Origin of the sequence: Pseudogemmobacter humi, assembly GCF_900609055.1 — a bacterium.
Classification (GTDB): Bacteria; Pseudomonadota; Alphaproteobacteria; order Rhodobacterales; family Rhodobacteraceae; genus Pseudogemmobacter; species Pseudogemmobacter humi.
Genome location: NZ_UXAW01000127.1, coordinates 1 through 2,839, shown reverse-complemented (window position 1 = coordinate 2,839; position 2,839 = coordinate 1). Strand labels below are relative to the sequence as shown.

At 67.9% G+C, this 2,839-nt stretch carries 3 protein-coding genes; all 3 read left to right on the top strand.

Annotated elements, in window-relative coordinates:
* Nucleotides 1–570 precede the first annotated feature (570 nt).
* Nucleotides 571–1,284, top strand: coding sequence for a molecular chaperone DjiA (locus XINFAN_RS20190; protein WP_124088659.1), 714 nt, complete (start codon nt 571–573; stop codon nt 1,282–1,284).
* Nucleotides 1,284–2,345, top strand: a complete 1,062-nt coding sequence (locus XINFAN_RS20185) for an endonuclease/exonuclease/phosphatase family protein (RefSeq protein ID WP_124088658.1) — start codon at nt 1,284–1,286, stop codon at nt 2,343–2,345. Before XINFAN_RS20190 ends, XINFAN_RS20185 begins: the two co-directional genes overlap by 1 nt.
* A 76-nt stretch (nt 2,346–2,421) precedes the next feature.
* Nucleotides 2,422–2,839: nucleotidyl transferase family protein (locus tag XINFAN_RS20180; protein ID WP_199286486.1), on the top strand; the 418-nt coding region annotated here is incomplete at its 3' end.

Sequence of the window (2,839 nt, the reverse complement as noted above, 5' to 3'; positions counted from 1 at the left end):
CCCCGGGACCCCGCCCCCGGGCCAGCCTGTCCACGACCATTTCACAGGACCGCCGCGCCTGGCCAGCCGGATCGCCTCCTGCAATGACCCGGAGGCGGCGCTGGCGCGCCCCCGGCGCCAGACGACCGGTGGAACTGGCACGCGGCGGTTTCCGCCAGCGCATGGCGCTGCCAGACGGCGGGACTCTGCTGCCAAAACTCCATCTCCGACTGGTACAGCCGCAAACCAGCCACCCCAAGGCACACGTTCATTGCGTGAAATCCTCGCGGGCCGGCTCACCGAGCAGCACATCATCACCGAAGGCCGCGAAAAGGCGATCCGCGCCCCGCTCACCCGCCCTTGCCCGCCTTTCCGGCCCTCGCCCTTTCATCCTGACCCAAATACCCCCGCCGGAGGCAAGCGGCGCAAGCCGCTCCCCCTTTCATCCCGACCCAAACACTCCCGCCAAAAGCGGCACCGCCCGGCCTCCTGCCATGGCGGTACAGAAACCGCGCCACACCGCCATGAGATTGTCGTGAACGCGGCACAATCGGCTCTGACATTCGCGGCTTACCGGCATATCCTGCCGCCATGTCGATCTGGACCCGCATCGCCGAAGCCCTCTCCGCCCTTGCCCGGGGCGAGCCGCTTTCCATGGTCTTCGACCGGCTGCGCGGCGAGACCAGCCCGGAACGCTCGGTCGGTTTCACCATCGCGGTGATCGCGCTCGGCGCCAAGATGGCCAAGGCCGACGGCGAGGTCTCGCGCGAGGAGGTCCGCGCCTTCCGCCGCATCTTCTCGGTCCCAGAAGGGGAAGAGGCCCATGCGGCGCATGTCTTCAACCTGGCGCGCCAGGACGTGGCCGGGTTCGACGCCTATGCCCGCAAGATCGCGAAACTCTTCAACCCCGAGGGCCGCCCGCTCTGCGCCGACGACCACCATGTGCTCGTCGATCTTCTGGAGGCATTGTTCCAGATCGCGCTCGCCGACGGCGGCTATCACCCCGGCGAGGACGCATTCCTGCGCCATGTCGCGGAAATCTTCGGTCTCGACGATTGCTGCTTCCGCGCCGTGCGCGCCCGGCTGGTCGAGGGCGCGCCGCGCGATCCCTTTGACGTGCTGGGCATCCCGCGCGGCGCCGATCTGGAGACCGCCCGCGCCGCCTGGAAGGCGCTGGTGCGCGACACGCATCCCGATGTGATGGCCGCCCGCGGCGTCCCGCCCGAGGCGGTGCAACTGGCCGAACGCCGGCTGATCGCGATCAATGCGGCCTGGAAGGAACTCTCCGAACGCGAGGCCGCCTGATGTCCGCGCCCCCCTCCGCCCCCCGCCCGCTGCGCATCGCCACCTGGAACGTGGAATGGTTCGACAAGCTGTTCGACGATCTCGGCCGCGGCCATGAGGACGACCAGCCCTCGGCGCGCTACGGCGTCAGCCGCGGCAGCCAGTTCGGCGCCATCGGCATCGTGCTGACCGCGATGGATGCCGACGGGATCATGATCATCGAGGGGCCCGACACCACCTCGCGCCGCTCGACGGTCAGGGCGCTGGAAAACTTCGCCGCCAAATTCGGGCTGCGCACCCGCCGCGCGATCCACGGCTTTTCCTCGGAAACCGAGCAGGAGATCGCCTTTCTCTACGATCCCGATCTGATGACGCCCCGCCATGATCCGATGGGCGATCCGACCGGCAAGAAGGGCAGCGCCGCCGCGCCGCGTTTCGACGGCACCTTCCGCTACGACATCGACGCCGACAGCACCCCCGACACGATCCGCTTCTCGAAACCGCCGCTGGAGCTTGCGGTGACGCTGGCGGACGGGCGGGCCCTGCGGCTGATCGGGGTGCATGCCAAATCGAAGAACCCGCACGGCGCCACCGATGAGGCCTCGGCTTTGCGGATCTCGATCGAGAACCGCCGCAAGCAGCTTGTGCAATGTATCTGGCTGCGCGAGCGGGTGAAGGAGCATCTCTCCCAGGGCGAGGATCTGATCGTTCTGGGCGATTTCAACGACGGCCCGGGGCTTGACGAATTCGAGAAGCTGTTCGGCAAATCCGGGGTCGAGATCGTGCTCGGCCATGACGACGACCCGGATCTGCGGCTGTTCGATCCCCATGCCAATATGGCGCTTTGCTCGCGGATGGGTTTCTGCCCGACCACGGCGCGGTTCTACCTCTCGCCGCAGAAGCGCTATTTCGAGGCGCTGCTGGATTTCGTCATGGTCTCGCCCGGGCTGATGGCGCGGCGGCCGGAATGGCGGATCTGGCATCCGTTCCAGGACCCGCGCATCATGGCCACGCCCGAGCTGCGCGAGGCCCTGCTCCAGGCTTCGGACCATTTCCCGGTTTCGGTCGAAATTCCGCGGTGATCCGCGTCACCGCGGATAAGTGATTTGCGCCCCGGAACGGCGGGACTAGTCTGACGCCAGCCGAGAGGAGAAATCCATGTCCGCGCCGCTTTCCGGTTTCATCGACCGCATCTTCAGCCTGCCGCGCGCCGCCCTGATGATGGCCGCGCTGGCGCTGGCCCCTCTGCCGCTGCCGCATCACGCCCCGGCCCATGCACAGACCGCAGAGCCCGCGCCGGAGGGCCGCGGCGCCGAAGAGGGATTCTCGCTGATCGAAGAGGGCGCGAAACTCTTGCTGCGCGGCCTGATGGCCGAGATGGAGCCAAAGGTCCGGGAGATGGAAGAAGCGTTCCGCGATCTGGCGCCGCAGATCGAGGCGCTCGGGCCGCAGCTCAGGGAAATCGCCCGGCTGATGGGCGATGTGCAGAACTACCACATGCCCGAGGTGCTGGAGAACGGCGATATCCTGATCCGCCGCAAGACCCCGCTCGCCCCCGGGGCCAGGCCCCCGCATG

Coding starts and splice junctions, on each gene's coding strand:
- XINFAN_RS20190 (WP_124088659.1), top strand. CDS start 571: ATGTCGATCTGGACCCGCATCGCCGAAGCCCTCTCCGCCCTTGCCCGG.
- XINFAN_RS20185 (WP_124088658.1), top strand. CDS start 1,284: ATGTCCGCGCCCCCCTCCGCCCCCCGCCCGCTGCGCATCGCCACCTGG.